General features: G+C 71.2%; 18 protein-coding genes. 12 read left to right on the forward strand and 6 right to left on the reverse strand.

Annotated features, from left to right (window positions below; genetic code table 11):
* Nucleotides 1-39 precede the first annotated feature (39 nt).
* Nucleotides 40-735, forward strand: coding sequence for a GntR family transcriptional regulator (locus ACQPXM_RS18365; RefSeq protein WP_077016555.1), 696 nt, complete (start codon nucleotides 40-42; stop codon nucleotides 733-735).
* A 9-nt stretch (nucleotides 736-744) separates the two neighbouring features.
* On the opposite strand, the gene ACQPXM_RS18370 is transcribed toward ACQPXM_RS18365, so the two are convergent.
* The 3 genes from ACQPXM_RS18370 to ACQPXM_RS18380 are packed head-to-tail and all read right to left on the reverse strand — an operon-like array spanning nucleotide 745 to nucleotide 2,149.
* Entirely contained in the window at nucleotides 745-1,209 is a 465-nt protein-coding gene (locus ACQPXM_RS18370; protein ID WP_432950161.1) for a PPOX class F420-dependent oxidoreductase, read from the reverse strand.
* Between the two features lie 29 nt (nucleotides 1,210-1,238).
* Entirely contained in the window at nucleotides 1,239-1,622 is a 384-nt protein-coding gene (locus tag ACQPXM_RS18375) for a hypothetical protein (protein ID WP_432950163.1), read from the reverse strand.
* Entirely contained in the window at nucleotides 1,619-2,149 is a 531-nt protein-coding gene (locus ACQPXM_RS18380) for a hypothetical protein (RefSeq protein ID WP_432950165.1), read from the reverse strand. The genes ACQPXM_RS18375 and ACQPXM_RS18380 overlap by 4 nt, the downstream gene beginning before the upstream one ends.
* A 35-nt stretch (nucleotides 2,150-2,184) precedes the next feature.
* On the opposite strand from ACQPXM_RS18380, the gene ACQPXM_RS18385 reads away from it, so the two are divergent.
* From ACQPXM_RS18385 to ACQPXM_RS18405, 5 genes are all read left to right on the forward strand, one after another.
* Nucleotides 2,185-2,784, forward strand: coding sequence for a hypothetical protein (locus ACQPXM_RS18385; protein ID WP_432950167.1), 600 nt, complete (start codon nucleotides 2,185-2,187; stop codon nucleotides 2,782-2,784).
* Nucleotides 2,785-2,849: 65 nt separating this feature from the next.
* Complete coding sequence (locus ACQPXM_RS18390) at nucleotides 2,850-3,764, forward strand: hypothetical protein (protein WP_432950169.1); 915 nt, start codon at nucleotides 2,850-2,852, stop codon at nucleotides 3,762-3,764.
* Nucleotides 3,764-5,731: a DNA polymerase Y family protein gene (locus ACQPXM_RS18395; protein ID WP_432950171.1), complete on the forward strand. Its 1,968-nt coding sequence runs from the start codon at nucleotides 3,764-3,766 to the stop codon at nucleotides 5,729-5,731. Before ACQPXM_RS18390 ends, ACQPXM_RS18395 begins: the two co-directional genes overlap by 1 nt.
* Nucleotides 5,732-6,178: 447 nt before the next feature.
* Nucleotides 6,179-6,562 carry a VOC family protein gene (locus tag ACQPXM_RS18400; protein ID WP_432950173.1) on the forward strand — a complete coding sequence of 128 codons (384 nt, stop codon included), beginning with the start codon at nucleotides 6,179-6,181 and terminating at the stop codon, nucleotides 6,560-6,562.
* Between the two features lie 194 nt (nucleotides 6,563-6,756).
* Nucleotides 6,757-7,737, forward strand: a complete 981-nt coding sequence (locus ACQPXM_RS18405) for an NAD(P)-dependent alcohol dehydrogenase (RefSeq protein ID WP_432950175.1) — start codon at nucleotides 6,757-6,759, stop codon at nucleotides 7,735-7,737.
* 11 nt (nucleotides 7,738-7,748) lie between these two features.
* On the opposite strand, the gene ACQPXM_RS18410 is transcribed toward ACQPXM_RS18405, so the two are convergent.
* Genes ACQPXM_RS18410 through ACQPXM_RS18420 form a run of 3 tightly spaced genes read right to left on the reverse strand, consistent with a single transcriptional unit; the run spans nucleotide 7,749 to nucleotide 10,550 of the window.
* On the reverse strand, nucleotides 7,749-8,966 hold the full coding sequence (locus tag ACQPXM_RS18410) for an RNA polymerase sigma factor (RefSeq protein ID WP_432950177.1): 1,218 nt from the start codon (nucleotides 8,964-8,966) through the stop codon (nucleotides 7,749-7,751).
* The gene (locus ACQPXM_RS18415; RefSeq protein ID WP_432950179.1) at nucleotides 8,963-9,331 is read right to left on the reverse strand and encodes a YciI family protein; all 369 of its coding nucleotides are present in this window, start codon (nucleotides 9,329-9,331) and stop codon (nucleotides 8,963-8,965) included. Before ACQPXM_RS18415 ends, ACQPXM_RS18410 begins: the two co-directional genes overlap by 4 nt.
* Nucleotides 9,332-9,389: 58 nt before the next feature.
* A complete protein-coding gene (locus tag ACQPXM_RS18420) occupies nucleotides 9,390-10,550 on the reverse strand; it encodes a winged helix DNA-binding domain-containing protein (protein WP_432950181.1) in 1,161 nt (386 codons plus the stop codon).
* 374 nt (nucleotides 10,551-10,924) lie between these two features.
* Between ACQPXM_RS18420 and ACQPXM_RS18425 the strand changes: the two genes are divergently transcribed.
* The 6 genes from ACQPXM_RS18425 (at nucleotide 10,925) to ACQPXM_RS18450 (ending at nucleotide 14,655) form a co-directional block, all read left to right on the forward strand.
* Nucleotides 10,925-11,527, forward strand: a complete 603-nt coding sequence (locus ACQPXM_RS18425) for a CDP-alcohol phosphatidyltransferase family protein (RefSeq protein ID WP_432950183.1) — start codon at nucleotides 10,925-10,927, stop codon at nucleotides 11,525-11,527.
* Between the two features lie 41 nt (nucleotides 11,528-11,568).
* Nucleotides 11,569-12,351, forward strand: coding sequence for a DUF881 domain-containing protein (locus ACQPXM_RS18430; RefSeq protein WP_432950185.1), 783 nt, complete (start codon nucleotides 11,569-11,571; stop codon nucleotides 12,349-12,351).
* The gene (locus ACQPXM_RS18435; RefSeq protein WP_432950187.1) at nucleotides 12,348-12,680 is read left to right on the forward strand and encodes a small basic family protein; all 333 of its coding nucleotides are present in this window, start codon (nucleotides 12,348-12,350) and stop codon (nucleotides 12,678-12,680) included. The genes ACQPXM_RS18430 and ACQPXM_RS18435 overlap by 4 nt, the downstream gene beginning before the upstream one ends.
* A gap of 2 nt (nucleotides 12,681-12,682) precedes the next feature.
* Nucleotides 12,683-13,597 (forward strand): DUF881 domain-containing protein, encoded by a 915-nt coding sequence (locus ACQPXM_RS18440; RefSeq protein WP_432950189.1) that lies wholly within the window; start codon nucleotides 12,683-12,685, stop codon nucleotides 13,595-13,597.
* A 25-nt stretch (nucleotides 13,598-13,622) separates the two neighbouring features.
* Complete coding sequence (gcvH, locus tag ACQPXM_RS18445) at nucleotides 13,623-14,006, forward strand: glycine cleavage system protein GcvH (protein ID WP_432950191.1); 384 nt, start codon at nucleotides 13,623-13,625, stop codon at nucleotides 14,004-14,006.
* A gap of 124 nt (nucleotides 14,007-14,130) precedes the next feature.
* Nucleotides 14,131-14,655 carry an FHA domain-containing protein gene (locus tag ACQPXM_RS18450; RefSeq protein ID WP_432950193.1) on the forward strand — a complete coding sequence of 175 codons (525 nt, stop codon included), beginning with the start codon at nucleotides 14,131-14,133 and terminating at the stop codon, nucleotides 14,653-14,655.
* Nucleotides 14,656-14,676 lie beyond the last annotated feature (21 nt).

Below are 14,676 nucleotides of genomic sequence, written 5' to 3' on the forward strand. Positions count from 1 at the left end.
GACGTGTATGCAGTGGACGAGAGAGGCAGCCCACACCCGATGACCCGACGACTCGAGCTCACGCCCGGGGGGCCCAGTGGCAGGCGCACTCTCGCCGAGGAAGCCGCTGCCGAGCTGCACGAGCTCATCCTGTCCGGCGAGCTGCCGAGCGGGACCGCCCTGCGGCTGGAGGAGCTGGCCAAGCGGCTGGACATGAGCCAGATGCCGATCCGGGAAGGGCTGCGCCGGATGCAGGCGCTCGGCCTGGTCGAGATCGTCCCGCACAAGGGCGCCTGGGTGCGCGAGCTGTCGATGGAGGACCTGCGCGACACCCACGAGACCCGGCTGGCGCTGGAGACGCTCGCGGTCCGCGCCGCGGCGACCCGGTTCGCCGAGTCCGACGCGGTGGTCGCCAAGGCGGCGCTGGCCGAGCACGTCCGGCTGTCCAAGGTGGGCGACATCATCGCCTCCCGGCAGGCACACACCGAGTTCCACTTCGCCATCTACCGGGCCGGCGGGTCGCGCTGGCTGCCGCGCGCGATCGAGCCGGTCTGGCAGAACAGCGAGCGCTACCGGTTCGGGTCGCGGCAGACCAAGGCGCGGATCGAGCAGACCCGGCGCGAGCACCAGGCGATCCTGGACGCCTGCCTGGCGCACGACGAGCAGGGCGCGGACGCGGCGCTGCGCGAGCACCTGGAAGGTGCGTTCCGCCGGATCAGCGAGACGATGGCCCGGCGGTACACCAAGGAGCAGTGAGCGGGCGGGTCAGTCGGCCAGGTGGGCCGGAAAGCCGCCGGTGGCGATCGGGCCCCAGCGGGTCGGGGTGATCCGGATCAGGCACTTGCCCTGCTTGCGCATCGCCTCGCGGTACTCGTCCCAGTCCGGGTGCTCGCCGGCGATCGAGCGGTAGTAGTCGACCAGCGGCTCGACCGCGTCCGGCAGCAGGATCACCTCACCGGTGCCGTCCACCTGCACCCACGCGCCGTTCCAGTCGTCGGACAGCACCATCACACTGGTCTGCGGGTTGCGCTGCACGTTGGTGCTCTTGGCCCGTTCGGGGTAGGAGGAGATGACGATCCGGCCCTCGGTGTCGACACCGCCCGACACCGGCGAGGCCTGCGGCGTACCGTCCTGGCGGGTGGTGATCAGCAGCATGTGGTGACGCGGACGGACGAACTCCAGCAGTCCGTCGAGGTCGACCTTGGTGTTGGTGGCAATCGCTCTCGGCATACCGCCCACCCTAGGGTGTGGCCGGTCGGTCAGGGCACCGCCGTCTCGTGCACGCTCAGCCAGCGCACGCCGTACCGGGCGGACTCGTCAGGGACCAGTACGGCGGTGACGCGTCGCGACGAGCCGACCGAGTGCCGCTCCAGGAACCGGCAGACGACCACCTGGCCGGTCCGGATCACCAGCTCGAACTGCTCGATCCCGATCGTCAGTCCCGGTACGGCGTTGCGTGCACCGGCCAGTGCGTCGCTCAGCCCGGCCAGGTCGACCCGTGCGCCGTCGATGGCGACCAGACTGAACTCCGGGTGGTGCATCCGGCGGAAGGTGTCGAGCAGCCCGTCCTCCGCCTCGCTGCCCAGCCAGCGGGCCAGGTCCTCGTGGTGCCGGACGACCTCGGCCTCGATCGGATCGGTCATGCGAAGTCCAGCCGGAGCAGTTCGTCCGGGTGGATCACTTGCTCGAGCTCGTCGTCGCTGAGCTTGTTGATCAGGGCCTTGAACCGCTGTGCCTGCGGTGTGGTCGGCAGTACTCCCGCCAGCAGGTCGGGCAGGAGCAGCTCGTACCCGCAGCGTGCCCGCGCGGTGTAGCGGTGCCGGGTCCGGGCCACCGCCGAGGCGACCCGGATGGCATGCTCGTTGCCTGCGGCAACATGGGTGCGGTCGGTCTCCCGGGCGGCGAAGCGGTAGCCGTTGGCCAGCTCGCAGCGATGGCAGTCCAGCGGGCCGGCTCCGAGCTGCTCGCCGCAGTCCTGGCAGCGCAGTTGCTTCAGGGCGCCGTCGACGACCCGCCACTCGAACTCGGCCGGGTCCTGCAGGACCACCTCGGCCAGGGTCTGGTCGTCCGTCGTACCGGCGTCTGCGCGGAACTGCCGCCAGGCCGCGTCGATGCTGTCTTCGACTTCGGCGACCGCGGCCCGGAAGCGTGGGTGGTCGACTCGGCGCATGCAGGCGAGTCTAGGTGGCTTGTAGGCTCGCCACGATGAGTCAGTACGCCGGTGTGCCGGGGCCTGCCGAGCTCCGGATGGTTCCGGAAACCCGCGGGCGAGCGTTGCTGCCGATGGTGGGCCTGCTGGTGCTGTTCGCGGTGGTGCTTCTGCTGCTCGGGTCGCTCGGCGGGCTGGTGGTCGGAATCCTGGCGAGTGCGATCGGCACGATCGCCGCCGTGACGTACCTGATGCTGAAGCTCAACCGGCTGACGGAAGCCAACGTGCTGCGGCTCGACGACCGGGGGATCCATTGGCAGGCCGGTGGGGGAGTCGTGCACGAGGTGGCCTGGGCGGACGTGACCGGAATCGGCCCGGTGAACGTGCAACTCACGCCGCGGCGCCGGTTGCATGCCGGAGCGGTCCCGCAGACCGTGCAGGCGTCGATGGCCGACCACGGGGTGCAGGGGTGGTCGACGGTGACGTTGCCGGCCCGGATCCCCGCGGTGATGCGGCAGGCACTCGCCGCGATGCCGGTCGACCAGGCGTCCGGAAAGCGGCACATCGGGATCCCTCTGGGGTCCTTCGATCCCGACTGGCCGGCCGGGCCGATCGGCGCCTGGATCCACGCTCGGCGCCCTGACCTGCGGGTCTGACTCCCGGAGCCGACCTGTGGACGGCTCGATTGACACGAGTCGAACAGGTGTTCGAACATGGTGGTGTGACGGGGACATCAGCAGACCAGGCAGTACTGACTCAGGCCGACGCCGCTTCGGCCCGGGGTAAGCCTGCCCGCCGTGCCACGGCCCTTGATCAGGCCCGCCACCTGCTGGCCCGGGCCCACGCCCAGAAAGCTGCCCGCGAAGCCGAAGCCGAGGCCCCTCCTGCCCAGAGTCCGTCCGGGGTACTGACAGCTCTTCCGACGCTCGACACCGCCCGCTCCCGAGCGGTCTCGGCGCCACGCACCACCGAGACCCGGGTCCAGCAGGCGCTCGACACCGCCGGCGCGGAGCGCTCGCTGCCGACGCTGCCGGCCGTCTCCGAACTGCTGTCCGGGGCTCCGCTGCGCGGCGGCGCGGTGTACTCCGTGCGCGGCTCCAGCGCCCTGGTGATGGCGATGATGGCCGGCCCGTCCGCCGAAGGCGCCTGGTGCGGAGTGGTCGGGATGCCGTCGTTCGGTGCGGAGGCGGCCCGTGCTCTCGGGGTCGACCTCGAGCGCCTGGTGCTCGTCCCCGACCCGCAGCACGACTGGCTGAGCGTGGTCGCCGCCCTGGTCGACGCCCTGACCGTGGTGGTGGTCCGTCCGCCGGGCGAGGTCACTTCGGGCGAGGCATCCCGGCTGTCGGCCCGGCTCCGCACCAGGGGCGCGACGCTGATCGCCGTCGGCTCGTGGCCCGGCAGCGAAGCCCGGCTCGAGGTCCAGGCCAGCACCTGGAGCGGGCTGGGCGCCGGTGAAGGCCACCTCACCGCCCGGCAGGCGACGATCGCCGTCACCGGCCGCGGCGCCGCCGTACGGCCTCGGCGGCATCAGCTCTGGCTGCCGGCTCTCGACGGGACCATCCGGCCGGTGGACGAGGGCGCGGTCGACGGTGTGGTCGACGACAGCACTCGCTGGTTGCAGGAGGCGGTCGGCTGATGACGATCGCGGCGCAGTTCAAGGCTTCCGGGTCCACCCGGCAGGTGGGACAACGGACGATGGTGGTGTGGGTGCCGGACTGGCCGGTGCTCGCGGCTGCTTCGGTGGAAGGGGTCTCGCCGTCCGCCGCCCTGGCGGTCCTGCAGAAGGGCCGGGTGCTGGCCAGCTCGGCGGCGGCCCGCGCCGAGGGAGTACGCCGTGGGCTCCAGGCCCGGGACGCGCAGTCGCGCTGCCCGGACCTGCTGGTGCTCAAGTACGACCCGGTCGTCGACGCGCGGGCGTTCGACCCGGTGATCAGCTGCCTGGAGGCGCTCACCCCGGGCATCCAGGTGATCCGCCCGGGCATGTGCGCGCTGAAGGCCCGCGGCCCCAGCCGGTACTACGGCAGCGAGCCGGCCGCGGCGGAGAAGCTGCTCGACCGGCTGGAGACGTACGACGTACCGGGTGGGCGGGTCGGGGTCGCGGACGGCCCGTTCGCCGCCGAGCAGGCCGCGCGGGCCGCGTCGGCGCAGACCCGGGTGCGGGTGATTCCGCCGGGCGGGTCGGCCGAGTTCCTGGCGCCGCTCACGATCGACACGCTGGAGCGGCCGGAGCTCACCGATCTGCTGCGGCGGCTCGGCCTGCGGTCGCTCGGTGCGTTCGCGCGGCTCCCGGCGACCGAGGTGCTGACCCGGTTCGGGCCGGACGGCGCGTTCGCCCATCGGCTGGCCCGCGGCGACGACGACCGCGGGGTGGTGGCCCGGGAGGTTCCGCCCGAGCTGACCCGCACCCTCGACTTCGAACCACCGGTGGACCGGGTCGACCAGGTCGCGTTCGCGGTCCGCACGGTCGCGGAGGAGCTGGTCGGCCGGCTGGCCGCGCTCGGCCTGGTCTGCACCACCCTGCGCGTCGAGGTCGGGACGGAGTCCGGCCGGGTGCACGAGCGGGAGTGGTTGCATCCCCGCTGGTTCGGCCCTGGCGACGTGGTCGACCGGGTCCGCTGGCAACTCCAAGGCAGCGGTACGGCGACCAGCGAGCTGACCTCACCGGTGGTGCGCCTCCGCCTGGTCCCCGAGCGGGTCGACCCGGTCGGCGCCCACGTCGACACGCTCTGGGGAAGCGGTCCGGACGAACGGATCCATCGCGCCCTGTCCCGTGTCCAGAGCATGCTCGGTCACGGCGCCGTGGTCACCCCGGTGATCAGCGGCGGCCGCGGCTACGCCGAACGCCAGACCTTGATCCCGTGGGGGGATCCACTCACGCCCGCGCGTCCGCCCAGCGAACCCTGGCCTGGTTCTCTTCCTGCTCCCACCACGCCGCCCACTCCTGTGCCCGACGCCGATTCCCTCTCGGGGTACGCGCCGGGTGCTGCCTCCGTGTCTGCGATTTCCCCGCCCGTCGTCTCCGTGCCCGTCGCCAAGCCTGTGGCTTCCGAGCCTGTCGCCTCCAAGCCGGTGGCTCCCACGCCTGTCGCCAAGCCTGTGGCTTCCGCGCTCGTTGCTGCCGAGGCCGACCCGGCGTCCGCTGTCCCTGTCCTTCGCTCCTCGCCTTCCACCCCCGCACGCTCTGCGCCCAGCACCTCCGGACAGGAGTCCTCCACCCCCGTGTCCCGCCGGCCACGCACCACGACCCCGCTGCCCTTGCCGTCCACTTCCGGCTGGCCGGTGCCGGTGCCGACGCTGGTCTATCCCTCGCCGCGTCCGGCGGAGGTGCTGGCGGCCGACGGGCGGCAGGTCACGGTCAGTGCCCGCGGCGGCCTGTCCGGCGCTCCCGCCGCCTTCCGCCTGCTGCCCGGACCACAAGTTGCCGACAGCAACAAGTTGCATCCGGTCACCGCCTGGGCCGGCCCGTGGCCGGTGGAAGAACGCTGGTGGGACGAGGAGGCCGAGAACCGGCTGGCCCGCTTCCAGCTGGTCACCGCCGACGGACGCGCCTGGCTGGCCGCCGTCCAGAACACCCACTGGTGGATCGAGGCCAGCTATGACTGACCCCTGGGCGTTGGCCGGCGCGTCCAGCACCTGCCGCCGCCACTCGACCGAGGGGCACCTGGTCTGCGCTCGGCGCCACCTCCTGGCCGCCCACCGGCAACGCCACCGACTCACCGCGCACCGTCACCTGCGCTATGCCCGCCGCCATCTCCTCGCCGCACATCCGTGCCCGCCCAACTCGGCGCGGGGTTCCACCGCACCGTCACGCGCCGCCGGCGACCACCTGACGCCGTACCGGATCTCCTGCCCGGCCAGCCATTCCCTCGCCGGTGCCCGTCATCTCCGCCTGCCCTGTCACCGCCGCCCGTCCACCTGGCGCCGCCTTCAACGAGCTCATCACCAACTCCACCACCTGCGGGCAGGAGCCGGCCGTGTGTCCGAGTAGACCTCGTTCAGGTGCGGGGAAATCCGGGCGCCGGCTGGAGTTGACGCCTACGCTCTGGTGGCATGCACAAGAGCCGGGTTTCGACGTTGCTGATCGACGTACCGCGCGAAGAGGCGCCGAAGGTCGCGGACTTCTGGAGTGCCGCGCTGGGTGTGCGGACGAGCAGTCCGCCGGGGGAGCCGCAGTACATCAGCCTGCACGACGCGGTGCCCGGCATGGTGACCGCGATCCAGGCGCTGGAGGAGGGCGAGGCGCGGTACCACCTGGACATCGAGACCGACGACGTGGATGCCGAGACCGCGCGGTTGATCGGGCTCGGCGCGGTCGAGGTGTCGAGCTGGCAGGGATGCCGGACACTGCGGGTGCCGGGTGGGCAGTTGGTGTGCGTGATCCCGGTGCACTCCGATCCCGAGGAATTCGCGGACCGTGCCACGACCTGGTCCTAGGCGTTAGACCCCGCGGCGGGACCACGCCCGGGCCGGGTTGTCCCGCAGCGGTCCGACCACGGCGAACATCACGCCCGTGCGGTCGTGGTCCGGGCGGCTGAGGGGCGGCTCGGGGTTGCTCCCCGATGTGCGGGCAGGCCTGGGCTGGCTAGGTTCGGAGCACGGCCTGGGGGCTCGAGGGGTGGGGATGTGGGATGAGGGCGATCGGACAAGATCGGTACGGCGCGCCGGACGTGCTGGAGCTGTGGGAGATCGACCGGCCGGTGCCGGGCGCGAGCGACGTACTGGTGCGGGTTCGCGCCGCGTCGGTCAACGCGCGGGACTGGCACCTGATGCGGGGCGATCCGTACGTCGCTCGCCTGATGGATCGTTCGACGTTCGACCGCCGCGGTCCTCGCCAACCGGTGCGGGGAACCGACTTCGCCGGGGTGGTCGAGTCGGTCGGGGCCGGCGTCTCGGCGTTCAAACCGGGGGACGAGGTGTTCGGCGAGGCGGAGGCGGCGTTCGCGGAGTACGTGTGCGCGCCGCAGACGGCGCTCGTCACCAAGCCGCCCAACCTCACCTTCGAGCAGGCGGCCGCACTGCCGCTCGCCGCCAACACGGCACTGATGGGCCTGCGCGACCTGAAAGCCGGTCAGCGGTTGCTGGTGAACGGCGCGTCCGGCGGGGTCGGCACCTTCGCGGTGCAGATCGCCACTGCGTACGGCGCGGAGGTGACCGGCGTCTGCAGCACGCGGAACGTCGACCTGGTCCGCTCTCTCGGTGCCGAGCACGTCGTCGACTACACGACCACCGACTTCACCCGCGAGAGCGCCCGGTACGACGTACTGCTCGATCTCGTCGGGAACCGCTCACTGCGGGAGTTGCGGCGCACGCTGAAGCCGGGCGGCACGCTGATTCTGTCTGGCGGCGGGGTGTCCCGGGGCGGCAGCCTGATCGGTCCGATCGCGCTGATCGTTCGCGGCGCTCTGCTCAGGAAGTTTGCCCGCAGCCATCGCGTGGTCGTGCTCGAGGCGGTGCCGAGCGCCGCGAACCTGCGCGTCCTGGCCGAACTCGCGGAGACCGGAAAGATCGTCCCGGTCATCGACCGGGAGTATCCACTGGAACAGGCCCCGGCGGCGATTGGTCACCTGGAGGTCGAGCACGCGCGCGCGAAGGTCGTTCTCACCGTCTGACCGCACAGATGTCAGAGCGCGGCCGCACGGGCGGTCAGGTACTGACGTTCCGGGAACGACTGCGTCTGCCGAGCAGCTTGCTCGTACGCCGTCCGGGCGGCTTCGGTGTCACCCGCGAGTTCGAGCAAGTGGGCTCGTACGGCGGTCGTGCGGTAGTGGTTCGCGAGAGCCGGATCCTCGACGGCCTGGTCGAGGCGGTCGAGGCCGGTGCGCGGTCCGTGCACCATCGCGACCGCGACGATGCGGTTCAGCGTGACGATCGGGCCGGGGGACAGGGTCTCGAGCAGCTCGTACAGAACCAGGATCTGGCGCCAGTCGGTGTCCGCGGGGTCCAGGGCCTCGGCGTGCACGGCGGCGATCGCGGCCTGAAGCTGGTACGGGCCGATCGGGGCCGTGCGCAACGTCCGGGTGATCAGTTCGGTGCCTTCGGTGATCGATGCGCGGTGCCAGCGCGACCGGTCCTGCTCGGGGAGCGGGACCAGGGCGCCGGAGGGCGCGGTCCGGGCGGGACGGCGCGCGTCGGTCAGCAGCATCAGCGCGAGCAGACCGCTCACCTCGCCCTCGGCCGGGAGCTGCTCGTGCAACTGGCGGGTCAGCCGGATCGCCTCGGTGCTCAGCTCGACGCGGTGCAAGCTCTCGCCCGAGCTCGCGGTGTAGCCCTCGTTGAAGATCAGGTAGAGCACGTGCAGTACGGCGGCCAGGCGCGGCCCGAGCTCGTCGGGCGGCGGCATCCGGAAGGTCGCGCCACCGGCCTTGATCGACGCCTTCGCCCGGCTGATCCGCTGACCGATGGTTGCCTCAGGCACCAGAAAGGCGCGGGCGATCTCGGCCGTGGTCAGCCCGCCGACGGCGCGCAGGGTGAGCGCGATCTGCGACGGGGGAGTGAGGGCCGGATGGCAGCACAGGAAGAGCAACGTGAGGGTGTCGTCGGTCTGTGGCGCCGGAGCAGGGTCGGCGGGCTCGGCCGCGGCGACGCTCTCCTCGCGTTTGCGCCGAGCGGCTTCGCTGCGCAGCAGCTCGATCCGGCGCCGGGACGCGACGGTGATCAGCCAGTTCAGCGGCTGGTCCGGGACGCCGTCGACCGGCCACTGGGTAGCGGCCGCGAGCAACGCCTCCTGCGCGGCGTCCTCGCACAGGTCGAACGCGCCGTACCGGCGGACCAGGGGCCCGACGATCCGGGGCGCCAGCTCCCGCAACAGCCCCTCGATCGCCGGCGTACCGGTGTTCACCGCAGGAAGCTCAGGTCCCGCACCGGACGGATCTCCACGATGCTGAAAGCCGCCTCCGGAATCCGCGTGACGATCTCCGTCGCGCGCTCGACCGTGTCGCACTCGACCAGGTAGAACCCCGCCAACTGCTCCTTGATCTCCGCGAACGGGCCGTCCGTGGTGATCGCCTTGCCGTCGCGCACCAGCACCTGCTTGGTCAGCGCCGGATCGTCGAGCGACTCGTTGGCGAGCAACTCACCGGTCGCGCTCAACGCGCTCTCCAGCTCGGTGTAGCCGGCCATCGACTCCCGGCGCTGCTCCTCGGACAGCTGGTTCCACAGCTCGCGTCCTTCGGGATTGCCGTAGATCAGGATCAGGAACTTCATCGGTCGCTCTCCCCTCCGTCGTGACCACCACCCTAGGACCCGGCTTTCCAGTCCTCCGTCAGTCGGGCACCACTCGCACCTGGACGTCATGACGATCGGCGTCGGCAGCCGCGAACGCGAGGAGGCCGGCGCCTTCGGTGACGACCTTCGTCGTGAGTTCGGTGGACAGCCGGCGGTAGGTGCGCACGTGCAGGGTCGCGGCTGCCCCGGTGCGCTCGATGGTCCAGTCGCCGCCGGTCACACCGTCGATGAGTACGACGGACGGCACCGGCCCGTGGGGACGGAACGAGTAGCGCTGGAAGTCGCCGGTGATGACCCGGCTGCGGTCGGCGTGCGAGAGCAACAGGTTGTCGAAGTCGTAGAGGTATCGCGGTGGAGCGGGCGTATCGGCGTCGGGGCGCGGGGCTTGCGGCAGATCGAACAGCTCGCGGTCGTCCTCGTCGCGCAAGACCAGCAACTCCCCACGGATCGAGTCGACGACTTCGCTCAGACGGGTCAGCCCTGACCAGGTTTGCAGGTCGCGCACTGTCGCGGGGCCGAACGCGCCGAGGTACCGGCGGACCAGGCCGGCGAGGTCCAGGCCACCGCCGGGCAGGCCACGGTCGAGCAGGCCACCGTCGGGCGGGCCACCGTCGGGCAGGCCGCCGAGCCACGCCTCAGCGGTGGTGTGGGCGATCGAACCGCTCCGGCCCCAGAGCCCGCGGGGCGGCACCTGGACGAGCGGTACCAGGTTGCGCACGGCATAGGCGAGCCCGGCCGGCGGACGATCGGGCCAGCGCTGGTGCAGGAGAGCACCGAGTTCGCGCTGCGTGCGTGGGCGTTCGGCGAGCAACTCGCGTCCAGCGGTGGTGACAGCGTCCAGGTCGAGATCGCGGACCGCCGCCTTGTGCGTGTGGTTGGTGAACAGGTCGCGATCCAGAACCGGCTGGACGAGGGCCCGCAGGGCGCCGGCGTCGCGGGCCGTGACCAGATGGATGGTCGACCGCATCACGGCCATCCGTACCAAGGTGCGCTCGACCAGCCCGTCGGCCGCGACCTCGGGGCTGAAGCCGGCGATCCGGGTCCACAGGCCGGTGTACCAGGTGTGGGGCGTCTGTGCCTGCAGCCCGACGAGATGCTCGATCACGTCGGGCACCGAGCGATCCGTGCGGGAGAGCAGGAACTGGCGGGCGAGGGTGGCCCGGTTCAACTCGCGTCGGCTCAACGGTCTGGTCGTCACGGCTGTCTCACACTTCTGCTGTCGGCTTGACCGGATGGATGGTTTCAGCCGGCGTCTCCTGGAACGAACACGACCCAGGCAGTCACTGGGCCACCCAGGACGCGCCCGACCTCCTGCTCGAAGACCTCCGGAACTTCCTCGGGAACTCGCTGCGCACTGACGCGCCGTACGGTCCGGAATCTCCCTTCGGTCTCGATCAGGTCACCGGTCGGTGACGTGCGTAGCCGGGCCGGTCCGGGGGCGTTCGAGTAGTCAGGGACGAATCCGGGGCTACCCCGGTGTGGCCGGGGCGAAACCCGGTGGCATGCCCCAGTAGAGTTACCGGCGGGACTGGGGTTCCAGGGACCGAGCCAGAGGAAAAGGGGGAGGGTCGCGTGCCGGACGTGGAGGTGTCCGACCGGGTACTGACGATCCCGAACGCACTGAGCTTCGCACGGCTGCTCGGTGTGCCGCTGTTCCTGTGGCTGATTCTCGGCCCGAAGGAGGACGGCTGGGCCCTGCTGGTGCTCGCCGTGTCCGGCTTCACCGACTGGGCCGACGGCCAGATCGCCCGCCGGATGAACCAGACCACCCGGCTCGGCCAGATGCTCGACCCGGTCGCCGACCGGCTCTACATCTTCGCGACCGTGCTCGGCCTGGCGCTGCGCGACATCATCCCGTGGTGGCTGGCGATCGCGCTGCCGTTGCGCGACCTGCTGCTGACCTTCACCCTGCCGGCGCTGCACCGCCGCGGCTTCAACGCGCTGCCGGTGCACTTCCTCGGCAAGTCCGCGACCTTCTGCCTGCTGTACGCGTTCCCGCTGCTGCTGCTCGGGGACGGCGACAGCACGCTCAACCTGCTGGCCCGCGTGTTCGGCTGGGCGTTCGCGATCTGGGGTACGGCGTTGTACTACTGGGCCGGCGCGCTGTACTTCGTGCAGCTGCGGCACCTGATCCAGACCGTCGAACCGATCAGCGGGCGACCGGGTCGATCGTGACTCAGCAAGCTCCACCGGGACAGCGGCGCGTGGACGCGTCCATGTCGCTGCTGAACAACCTGATGGCGCACCCGCTCGACGAGGGGTACGCGATCAGCGCCCGGCTGCGCCCACCGCAGAACGGGCCGAAGAAGGCCAGGCACCGGATCATGCTGGTGGTGGCGTTCGTCGTACTCGGCTTCCTGCTGTCGGTCGCCGCGGCGCAGAACTACCGCAGCGCGCCGGCCGCGGAGAAGCAGCGCAACGAGCTGATCGAGCGGGTCGAGCAGGCCGACAACCGGCTGAACGACCTGCGCAACCGGCAGTCCGCGCTGGCCGGCGAGGTGCGCGGTCTGCAGGCCGGCGCACTGTCGGACTCCGACGCGGCGCTGCAGCAGAAGGTCGACGACCTGGAGCTTCAGGTCGGTTCGGTCGCGGTGACCGGGCCGGGGATCAAGGTGGTCGTCGACGACGCCAAGAACGCCGACGACAAGGAGGGCCGGCTGCTCGACGTCGACCTCCAGCAGCTGGTCAACGGGCTGTGGACCGCGGGCGCCGAGGCGATCTCGGTGAACGGCCACCGGCTGACCAGCCTGACCGCGATCCGGGGCGCCGGCAGCGCGATCACGGTCGACTACAGCTCGCTCAACCCGCCGTACACGGTGCTCGCGATCGGTGACACCGCGACGTTGCCGGCCCGGTTCGCGCAGAGCCCGGGCGGGCAGTGGGTGCAGTACCTGGTGAGCAACTTCGATGTCCGGATGACGACCACGACGGAGGACTCCTTGCTGGTGCCAGCCGATGCGACCATCGCGCTGCGATACGCGAAGGTGGGGCCGAGATGATCGCCGTGCTCGGTCTGGTGGTCGGCGTCGTGATCGGCCTGCTGGTCGCGCCCGACGTGCCCGACTGGGCCCAGCCGTACCTGCCGATCGCCGTGGTGGCCGCGCTCGACGCGGTCTTCGGCGCCCTGCGCGCGTTCCTGGACGGGATCTTCGACGACAAGGTGTTCGTCGTCTCGTTCGTCTCGAACGTGCTGATCGCCGCCCTGATCGTCTACCTCGGTGACCAGCTCGGCGTCGGCTCGCAGCTGTCCACCGGCGTGGTGGTCGTGCTGGGCATCCGCATCTTCACCAACATGGCCGCGATCCGCCGGCACGTCTTCCGGGCCTGATCATGAGCGACGACCAGCAGCCACCCGAGAGCACGCCGCCGGAGGAGCCGAAGCGCCGGCACGAGCCGCAGCACCGCGGCGACACCCATCACCGCGCGGACAAGGCCGCGGAGTCCACCGGTACGACGGACGAACCGGTGATGCCGGCCGCTCCCACCCCGATGCCCCCACCGCGCCCCAAGGGGCCGAACCTCGCCCTGCGCCGGCTGCGCGCCGGATTCAAGCCGTCCCGCGGCCAGGCGATCGTCGCCGTCGTCCTCGCGCTGGTCGCCTGTACGGCGGTCGTCCAGGTCCGGGTGAACCGCGCCGACGACGGCTACCAGAACGCCCGCCGCGAGGACCTGATCGCGATCCTCGACGGCCTGAACCAGAACAACCGCCGCCTGGAGAGCGAGATCACCGAGCTGGAGGAGCGCAAGAACACGCTGTCGTCCAGTGCCGACAAGGCCCAGACCGCGCGCGAGCAGGCCGAGCAGCAGGTCCGGACCCTCGGCATCCTGGCGGGAACGCTGCCGGCCCAGGGACCGGGGGTGCGGATCACGCTGAACGACCCGGAGGGCAAGATGACGTCCGGCAACCTGCTGGACGCGATCGAGGAACTGCGCGACGCCGGGGCCGAGGCGATCCAGATCAACGGATCGGTCCGGGTGGTGGCCAGCACCGACCTGATCGACGACGCGCCCGGCGTACGGGTCGACGGCCAGAAGGTCACCTCGCCGTACGTGATCGAGGCGATCGGCGAGTCGCACAACCTGGCCGAGGCGGCCAACTTCCCCGGTGGCCTGGTCAGCGAGGTGACCGGCCCGCAGATCGGCGGCACCGCCGAGGTGACCGAGTTGCGGCAGGTCCAGATCACCGCCTTGCACGCCCCGGAGGAGCATCGCTACGCTCGCCCGGCGCCCAGCCCGACCAAGTGAGATCCTGAGTGAAAGAGGACCCGAGGTGTACCCCGAAGACCTGAAGTACACGGCCGAGCACGAGTGGGTCAAGGCCGGCGAGGAGGGCCCGGTGCGGGTCGGTATCACCGACTTCGCCCAGGACGCTCTCGGCGACATCGTCTACGTGCAGCTGCCGGAGGTCGGTGCCGCGGTGCGGGCCGGTGACGCCTGCGGCGAGCTGGAGTCGACCAAGTCCGTCAGCGACCTGTTCGCGCCGGTGAACGGCACCGTCACCGCCGTCAACGAGGCGCTGGCCGACCAGCCCGACCTGGTCAACACCGACCCGTACGGCGAGGGCTGGCTGCTCGACATCCGGGTCGACGACGAGGAGGAGGTGGCGGCCCTGATGGACGCCGACACCTACAAGGGCCAGCTCGACCAGAGCTGACGCGCCAGGGCTGATAGGTTTACGGCCTCAACCGCTGGTCGAGGGTTGAGGCCCAGTCCACACTGTTCACCACGGGGATCTACGACAACGTCGCCGGACCGCCGGCGATCGGGAGGATCACAGCATGCCGTTCTGCAACCAGTGCGGGCACGAGAACTCCGAGGGCAGCAGGTTCTGCTCGCAGTGCGGAACGATGCTCCCTGGCGCGGACCGTCCGGTGCCCGCTCCCGGCGTCACCGACACCGCGATGCTGACCCCGATCAGCGCCGAGCCCGACACCGAGCGGGTCGACCTGGCCGGCGAGGGCCTGACCGCCGAGGACGAGGCCGCCGTCGGCGCGCTGCCGGCCGGGTCCGCCCTGCTGATCGTCCAGCGCGGCCCGAACGCGGGCAGCCGGTTCCTGCTCGACGTCGACGTGGTCACCGCCGGGCGCCACCCGGACAGCGACATCTTCCTGGACGACGTCACCGTGTCGCGCCGGCACGCGGAGTTCCGCCGCGACCCGGCCGGCGTCAAGGTCCGCGACGTCGGCAGCCTGAACGGCACCTACGTCAACCGCGACCGGATCGACGAGGTCGCTCTGAACAACGGCGACGAGGTCCAGATCGGCAAGTACCGGCTCGTCTACTACGCCAGTGGCCAGGCCTGAGCCTGACGCCGGAGGAAGCAG

Origin of the sequence: Kribbella sp. CA-253562 (genome assembly GCF_050942265.1) — a bacterium.
Taxonomy (GTDB): domain Bacteria; phylum Actinomycetota; class Actinomycetes; order Propionibacteriales; family Kribbellaceae; genus Kribbella.

Bases quoted from the DNA above. Each gene is read 5' to 3' on its own strand.
- ACQPXM_RS18365 (WP_077016555.1), top strand. From the start codon at position 40: ATGACCCGACGACTCGAGCTCACGCCCGGGGGGCCCAGTGGCAGGCGC.
- ACQPXM_RS18370 (WP_432950161.1), bottom strand. From the start codon at position 1,209: ATGCCGAGAGCGATTGCCACCAACACCAAGGTCGACCTCGACGGACTG.
- ACQPXM_RS18375 (WP_432950163.1), bottom strand. From the start codon at position 1,622: ATGACCGATCCGATCGAGGCCGAGGTCGTCCGGCACCACGAGGACCTG.
- ACQPXM_RS18380 (WP_432950165.1), bottom strand. From the start codon at position 2,149: ATGCGCCGAGTCGACCACCCACGCTTCCGGGCCGCGGTCGCCGAAGTC.
- ACQPXM_RS18385 (WP_432950167.1), top strand. From the start codon at position 2,185: ATGAGTCAGTACGCCGGTGTGCCGGGGCCTGCCGAGCTCCGGATGGTT.
- ACQPXM_RS18395 (WP_432950171.1), top strand. From the start codon at position 3,764: ATGACGATCGCGGCGCAGTTCAAGGCTTCCGGGTCCACCCGGCAGGTG.
- ACQPXM_RS18400 (WP_432950173.1), top strand. From the start codon at position 6,179: ATGCACAAGAGCCGGGTTTCGACGTTGCTGATCGACGTACCGCGCGAA.
- ACQPXM_RS18405 (WP_432950175.1), top strand. From the start codon at position 6,757: ATGAGGGCGATCGGACAAGATCGGTACGGCGCGCCGGACGTGCTGGAG.
- ACQPXM_RS18415 (WP_432950179.1), bottom strand. From the start codon at position 9,331: ATGAAGTTCCTGATCCTGATCTACGGCAATCCCGAAGGACGCGAGCTG.
- ACQPXM_RS18430 (WP_432950185.1), top strand. From the start codon at position 11,569: ATGTCGCTGCTGAACAACCTGATGGCGCACCCGCTCGACGAGGGGTAC.
- ACQPXM_RS18435 (WP_432950187.1), top strand. From the start codon at position 12,348: ATGATCGCCGTGCTCGGTCTGGTGGTCGGCGTCGTGATCGGCCTGCTG.
- ACQPXM_RS18440 (WP_432950189.1), top strand. From the start codon at position 12,683: ATGAGCGACGACCAGCAGCCACCCGAGAGCACGCCGCCGGAGGAGCCG.
- ACQPXM_RS18450 (WP_432950193.1), top strand. From the start codon at position 14,131: ATGCCGTTCTGCAACCAGTGCGGGCACGAGAACTCCGAGGGCAGCAGG.